6 protein-coding genes and 2 tRNA genes are annotated in these 7,681 nt (G+C 47.7%); all 8 read left to right on the top strand.

Annotated elements, in window-relative coordinates; genetic code table 11:
• Window positions 1-274 precede the first annotated feature (274 nt).
• Window positions 275-355 (top strand) — tRNA-Glu (locus VFS25_RS12410).
• A 70-nt stretch (window positions 356-425) separates the two neighbouring features.
• Entirely contained in the window at window positions 426-1,613 is a 1,188-nt protein-coding gene (gene tuf, locus VFS25_RS12405) for an elongation factor Tu (RefSeq protein ID WP_326462466.1), read from the top strand.
• A gap of 112 nt (window positions 1,614-1,725) precedes the next feature.
• Window positions 1,726-1,796: transfer RNA gene (locus VFS25_RS12400), tRNA-Trp, on the top strand.
• Window positions 1,797-1,874: 78 nt separating this feature from the next.
• Entirely contained in the window at window positions 1,875-2,066 is a 192-nt protein-coding gene (gene secE / locus VFS25_RS12395; protein WP_326462465.1) for a preprotein translocase subunit SecE, read from the top strand.
• A gap of 2 nt (window positions 2,067-2,068) precedes the next feature.
• A complete protein-coding gene (gene nusG, locus VFS25_RS12390) occupies window positions 2,069-2,644 on the top strand; it encodes a transcription termination/antitermination protein NusG (RefSeq protein ID WP_326462464.1) in 576 nt (191 codons plus the stop codon).
• 135 nt (window positions 2,645-2,779) lie between these two features.
• Window positions 2,780-6,910, top strand: a complete 4,131-nt coding sequence (locus VFS25_RS12385) for a DUF6531 domain-containing protein (RefSeq protein ID WP_326462463.1) — start codon at window positions 2,780-2,782, stop codon at window positions 6,908-6,910.
• An 11-nt stretch (window positions 6,911-6,921) separates the two neighbouring features.
• A complete protein-coding gene (locus tag VFS25_RS12380; RefSeq protein WP_326462462.1) occupies window positions 6,922-7,410 on the top strand; it encodes a hypothetical protein in 489 nt (162 codons plus the stop codon).
• A 79-nt stretch (window positions 7,411-7,489) separates the two neighbouring features.
• The coding region (locus VFS25_RS12375) for a hypothetical protein (protein ID WP_326462461.1) at window positions 7,490-7,681 on the top strand (192 nt) is incomplete at its 3' end.

Here is a 7,681-nt window from a genome sequence, read left to right as displayed (position 1 = left end):
GTTCAATTCTCATCAACAGCTCAAGAGTCTTGATTGTAAGTCAAACTGGCTTTATAAGCAGAATGCGCCAATGGTAAAGCATTCCGTAATAGCGGAAAAGTCATAGGTGCTATTCCTGTTAATAACCAGAGCGTCTTTGAAACAGGGTTTTAATTTGCGGTAGCGCACAACTGGTCGAAGCCGGTAACTGCCAGGATTAGAATCCTCCGTCAATCACTCCAACATTGTTTCAGTAATTCCTTACCGGCCTGCTGATCAAAGTTTTTATAACTAAGCGTTGTAGCTCAGTGGCAGAGCAAGTTCCGGGGTTTTCAACCACCGGAAAAAGACATGAGTTCAATTCTCATCAACTGCGCAAGTTTGTAAAACAGTTTTTAAAACAACTATTAATACAATCTTTACAAACCATCTAAAAAGAAAATACAATGGCAAAAGAAACCTTTAAGCGGGATAAACCCCACGTAAACATTGGTACCATCGGCCACGTGGACCACGGTAAAACTACCTTGACTGCTGCCATTACAACCATTTTGGCTAACAAGGGTCTGGCAGAGAAGAGAGGTTATGATGAGATCGATGCGGCCCCTGAAGAAAAAGAAAGAGGTATTACCATCAATACAGCACACGTTGAGTATCAGACAGCTAACCGTCACTATGCTCACGTAGACTGTCCGGGCCACGCTGACTATGTGAAGAACATGATCACTGGTGCTGCGCAGATGGATGGTGCTATACTGGTGGTTGCCGCTACAGATGGTCCGATGCCGCAAACAAGGGAGCACATTCTGCTGGCTAAGCAGGTAGGTGTACCCCGTATTGTTGTTTTCATGAACAAAGTTGACCTGGTAGACGATCCGGAACTGCTGGAACTGGTAGAGATCGAAATCCGCGACCTGCTGTCTAAAAACGGCTTCGACGGTGACAACGCTCCTATCATCAAAGGTTCTGCAACCGGCGCGCTGGCTGGCGATGCTAAATGGGTAGGCGCAATCGACGAACTGATGGCTGCTGTGGATGACTACATTCCGCTGCCTCCCCGTCCGGTTGATCAGCCGTTCCTGATGTCTGTAGAAGACGTATTCTCTATCACAGGTCGTGGTACCGTAGCTACCGGCCGTATCGAGCGCGGTAAGGTACGTGTGAACGATCCTGTTGAAATCGTTGGTCTGCAAACTGAAAAAATGACCTCTACCTGCACAGGTGTGGAAATGTTCAAAAAGATACTGGACGAAGGTGAAGCTGGCGATAACGCCGGTCTGCTGCTGCGTGGTATTGAAAAAACCCAGATCCGCCGCGGTATGGTAATCTGCAAACCCGGTTCCATCACTCCGCACACTGAATTCAAATGCGAAGTTTACGTACTGAGCAAAGATGAAGGTGGCCGTCACACTCCGTTCTTCAACAAATACCGTCCTCAGTTCTACTTCCGTACTACTGACGTTACCGGTGAAGTTGAATTACCTGCTGGTGTTGAAATGGTTATGCCTGGTGATAACGTGTCTTTGAGCGTTAAGCTGATTGCTCCCATCGCTATGGATAAAGGTCTGAAATTCGCTATCCGCGAAGGCGGCCGTACCGTAGGTGCTGGTCAGGTGACTGAGATCATCAAATAATAACTAGCTTATTATCAATAAGAAAGAGCCATTAGCAACAGCAATTAGGTATTAGCGGGTTTTGTTGTAGATTTGCTAGTAAGCTAAGAGCAGGCAGCTAATGGCTTTTTATACGGGCATAGTTCAATGGTAGAATAGCGGTCTCCAAAACCGTTGATACGGGTTCGAATCCTGTTGCCCGTGCTTGGAATGTGAAGGGTGAATGGTTTTCGCCTTTCACTTTTATCATTATCAGTAAGCCATAAAGGTTAACTTTATACCATGAACAAGATCAGAACATATTTCCAGGAGTCTTATCACGAATTAGTGCATAAGGTATCCTGGCCTACCTGGCAAGAGCTGCAATCCTCTACCATGATTGTATTGATAGCCACGGTTATCATTACACTGATGGTATGGGGAATGGACGCACTTTCCCATGTAGTGCTATCTCAATACTATAAATTATTTTAAAAATGGATGCATCCAATACCAATACCCAACCCACCCAGGAAACAAAGTGGTATGTACTGCGTGTTGTTAGCGGCAAGGAAAAGAAAGTGAAAGAGTACCTGGATATTGAGGTGCGCCGTTCCGACTGGGGTAATGTAATTACCCAGGTTTTTCTGCCGGTGGAAAAGGTGTATAAAGTGCAGGCGGGGAAAAAAGTGATGCGTGAAAAGAACTTTTACCCCGGTTACGTGATGATAGAAGCTATAGACGGTAAAATGACCGATGAGGTAATACAGTCTATCCGCAACGTGTCCGGCGTAATACACTTTCTCGGAAAAGAACACCCCATTGCGCTGCGTAAGGCAGAAGTAAATAAAATGCTGGGTAAGGTAGATGAAATGACCGACCAGGGCATTACCATGAGCGAACCCTTCATTGTAGGTGAAACCATCAAGATCATTGACGGGCCGTTCAACGACTTTAACGGCATGATCGAAGAAGTGATAGAAGACAAAAAGAAGCTGAAAGTAACCGTAAAAATCTTCGGCCGCGCTACCCCTGTAGAACTGAACTTCATGCAGGTAGAAAAGATTAGCTAAAAAAAACGAGTTAAATATTATTGCCAACGCCACAATCAAGCAATTGGTTGTGGCGTTTTGTTATCTTTGAGTATAGTAACTGTAGTACCCGTCCCTTTTACCCCGTACCGTTTCGTTAACCTGTAAGCAAAGAACATGCTGGTAAGTAATAAGCATTTTACACCCGTTATCGGGTTGGACATCCATATTGTTATTCTATTCGGGTTTCCCATACCCCTGCCGCACCCGTATATCGGGTTTGTGGTAGATCCGATGGATTATATTCCCTTCATCGGCGCCACTACAAAAATCAACCACGTGCCACGGGGCAAAAGCGATACCAGCGGCATTTTCATCATCCTCTTTCACATACCCATGGGCGGTCCGTTTTTGCTGGCGCCTATGATCGGCCATGACTCGGTAAACTTTTTCGGCAGTAAAAAAGTAAAGGTGGAAGGTAACCTCATGAGCCCCTCCGGGCATATGCTCATGACCTGCAATGACATTGGCATTCCATTGTCGCTGCAGCCCGGGAAGAAGCTGAAGCCCATTCCCAGCATGTACCTGCCCACCTCTTTTTCCATACCCCTCTCATTCGGTAAGCCGGTAATGATAGGCGGCCCTTATGTGCCGGATTGGGCAGGCGCTTTACTGAACCTCGTAATGAGCTTTGGCTTTGGCGCGCTCATGAAAGGACTGGGTAAAGCAGGCAAAAAAGCGCTCACCAAATTTAACCATGCCCTGAAAGGAAAAATAGGCAGCAATAAGCTAAGCAAGTTCCTTTGTAAAAAAGGATTTGAGCCGGTTGACCTGGTACAGGGCATTGTAATTTACGACGGAACAGATTTTGAGCTGCCCGGCCCCATACCGCTGAAATGGGCCCGCTCCTGGAACAGTGACAGCAGCTTTAACGGCCTGCTGGGGCATGGCGCCCATTGCAGTTATGACCTGCGCGTGCAGGAATTTTTGCAGGAAGATGCTACCGTAGTATTGTTGGGCGACGGCCGCAGCGCAGTGTTTGAAGCATTGCCCTACACCGGTGGCCTTGACTATAACCGCCATGAGAAATTAACGCTTACCCGTACTGACGTGGATGAATATACGTTGTTCGATCACGAAGAACGGTTGTATTACAGTTTCCGTAAGCTGCACCCCTTGGATGAGCAGTATCGTTTATACGCTATCCGTAATGAAGCAGGTTTTATGATCAGCTTTCATTACAGCAGCAAGGGACATTTGGCGCAGGTAACAGACAGCGCCGGCCGGCGCCTGCAGGTAAGCTGCGACCTGGAAGGACGAATGACGCGCATAACCCTTGAACACCGCGGCACATCGCAGGTAATGGTAAGTTATGCCTACAATGAGGCGGGCGATCTTGCCGCCATTATAGATGCCCTGGACCAAACCACTCATATACAGTACCGCAACCATTTAATGGTAGCTAAAACAGACCGTAACGGGCAAACCTTTTACTGGGAATACGAAGGCGCCGCCAGCAAGGCCCGTTGCGTACATACCTGGGGCGATGGCGGCCTGCTCGAAGGTTGGCTGGAGTATCACCCCGAAAAGGGATATAATGTTGTCACCAACTCCCTGGGACACTCCACCACTTATTATTATACCCCTGATTTTGTAGTTACACAGGTCAGGGATCCGCTGGGACACTCACGGTTCATTGAATACACCGAGCATTTTGAAATATACCGGGAGATAGATGAAGAGGCCAACGTTACCGGGTATACGTATGATGAGCGCGGCAACCGTACTGCCGTAGTACAGCCGGATGGCAGTGAGTACACCTACAGCTATGATGCAGAGAACCGGCTGGTGCTGGCCACAGATCCGCAGGGCGCTTCCCGCACCTACATTTATTACAGGAAAGAAGCGCATAAAGGGCTGCTGCATACCATAACGGAAGCAGATGGCAGCATTACCATATTCCGGTATAATGAGCGGAATTTACTGAGCAGGATAGAGGATGAGGAAGGCCGGCGCACACAACTAAGCTATGATGAGGATTATAACCTCGCAGCCATGGAACTGCCGGATGGCGGGCGCGCTACCTGGGCGTATAACAGCCAGGGCCTTTGCACAAGATGCAGCAATCCTTTACAACAGGAACAGTATTTTAAATATGATCCGCTGGGCAGGCCGGTAGTGTTTAATTTGCCCGATGGCAACCATATTGAGCTGCAGTATAATGCCTATGATGAAGTGCAGCAGCTGAGAGATAAGCATCGCCAGGTACGCTTTGATTATACGCCTTTGGGAAGCCTGAAGCTGCGGGAAGAGAACGGCGTGAAAGTGCACTTTGTGTATAACCGGGAAGAACAGCTTACAGGCCTGGTAAATGAGCATGGCGAAATGTATCGCTTTGCACGTAATAACCGCGGGGATATTATCCGGGAAACAGGTTTTGACGGTATTACAAAGCACTATGAACGCGATGCTGCCGGCAAGATTGTTAAAGTACAACGGCCCGGCCAGCGCTGGACGGAGTATGAATATGACTACAACGGCCGTTTAACGCGTGCCGAGCATAGCGACGGCACCTGGGAAACATACAGCTATAATGCTGCCGGAGAGCTGGTGGAAGCGGTTAATGAGCACAGCACCATTCAATTGCAGCGCGATGCGCTGGGCAGGGTGGTACAGGAGGTGCAGAACGGTCACACCATAAGCAGTGCTTATGGGCGCAATGGCAGGCGTTACGAGCTGAAAAGCAGCCTGGGCGCACATATCCGCACCAGCCGCAATGTAGCCGGCGATATTACGGGCATAGCGGCGCAGGCCGCCGGCACGCAAAATCCCTGGACCGCACATATTGAACGCAACCTTTTAGGTCTTGAAATAGAGCGCACCCTGCCCGGCGGCATCAAAAGCAGCTGGACGTATGATAAGGCCGGCATGCCCGAGAGCCATACTGTAAACAGCGGGCAGCGGGTGGTACGCCGCCGGCATTACCGTTGGGACGCCAACCAGCGGCTAAAGCAGGTTATTAATGGCGTAAGTAACGGCACAGTAAAGTTTGGCCATGATGATTTTGCCAACCTGGCATGGGCGCAGTATGAAGACGGCGCCTATGATTACCGCCTGCCGGATAAAGCCGGCAACCTGTATAAAACACCGGAGCGGAATGACCGCAAATACGACGCCGGCGGAAAGCTGCTGGCCACGCAGGATGCCCGTTTTGTTTACGATGATGAAGGCAGCCTGGTTAAAAAAATAGTAACGGCCATGCCGGCAGGCAGCGCTGCCTGGGAGTACGAATGGTATGGAAACGGCATGCTGAAAAAGGTGATACGCCCCGACGGACAGCAGGTAACATTCAGGTATGATCCGCTGGGCAGGCGTATTGAAAAAGAACACAACGGCCGGCTTACCCGCTTTGTATGGGACGGAAATGTGCCTTTGCATGAGTGGAGCTACCCGCTGAAGGACCGGCCGGTTATTACTATTAACGAGCTGGGAGATGTACTGCAAAGCCATGCGGAGCCGGTGCCGCCTGAAACGCTGGCTACCTGGGTTTTTGAGGAAGGCACGTTTACCCCGGCAGCGGCAATGGTTAACGGCAACGCCTATTCTATTATCACCGATCACCTGGGTACACCCTGTGAAGCCTATAATGAGGCAGGTGAACAGGTATGGTCGTGCGAGTTGGATATTTACGGCAGGGTACGTAAGTTAGCAGGGAAGCGTACGCTCATCCCGTTCCGTTATCCGGGCCAGTATGAGGATGTAGAAACCGGGCTGTATTATAACCGGTTCAGGTATTATAGTCCGGAGGAAGGGGTGTATGTGAGCCAGGATCCGATAGGGTTGTTGGGTAAGGAGTTAAATCTGTACACCTATGTGGCAGATGTAAATTTGCTAACAGATGTTTTTGGGCTTAGCGGAGATGACGCCATCGACAAATCAATAGCACGGCACAACCGTGAATTGGCGAAACGCGAACCCAAACCTGGCCGGCCGCAATATGAAAATCCAGGACACCACGATCCAAGGAACAAGAGAGGTAAAGAACCATATAATCCCAAAAAGGATCCATTACCGCATGATGCACATACAGCATATAAAGATGCAGTGCAGATAGATGAAAGAACCTGGGTTGGGTATAGTTCAGAAACCGGCGAATATTACCGGTATCAGCTACACCATAATCCAGGAGAGGCTGGCAGAAAGCATGGCGCAGTGCATTTCAACGGACGTTCAGGAGAAGGGTACAGAGGCATCCCGGATAAAGTATTATCAAAGGCTAAAAAAATAATAGCTGCCTGTGACAGATAATTGAAAATTCTATGGAAAAGATAAATATTCGTTGTGGTTACCGGTTCGTTAGAGAGGCCTTATTTGGTTATTATTATTACCAGGTAGGTGATACTACTATTGGCAGAGTAGAAGATAATGACCCGGAAGAAGGGTTTTTAACAGCTACACTCGGGTACCTGGACGACTTTTTCCAGTCATTCAATCATCATGACTTTACAAATGTAACAGCCCGGGAGCTTTTCGATTTTGCGAATGCACAGGAATTGGGAGAAGACGGCGCTGAAAATATCTTGTTGCAATTGCATAATGTTTCAGTGGACCTGCAAAATAATTTAAAGGTTATTCCACCAACTGATCTGTTTGATGATTTTTCAGGTGGTATTTTCAGGATTGATGGTAAATATCATTTCTATTGTGCGCTAAATGATGAAGAATTTTTAGATACAGATATAGACTTTGCGGCGTTTGAAAATGAGTACAAGCAGTTAAAATTAGCTATAGCTCAAATAAAGGCTTGATGTAAGCAATATGAGGGAATCATTTAAGGAGTATCTCGTATATATTGAATCAGAAGACGAGTTCTCTTACAAAGTAAGAATGGAAAGAGAATGGGATGATGAAGAATACCAGCGCTTCCTGGCATTGCTATTGGCTGTAATTAACGATTATAAGGACACAGACTTAATGCCTATACCGGTAGTATTGTTCTTTACATCACAATTAAATTATTTAGTAGGTACTATTTCTCACCCTGACTTTTTTAATAATACTACGAAAGCATATGAAGAG

Origin of the sequence: Chitinophaga sp. (assembly GCF_035761305.1) — a bacterium.
Classification (GTDB): domain Bacteria; phylum Bacteroidota; class Bacteroidia; order Chitinophagales; family Chitinophagaceae; genus Chitinophaga.
The sequence above is the reverse complement of the archived record's forward strand: the minus strand, read 5'-3'. Positions and strand labels throughout refer to the sequence as shown.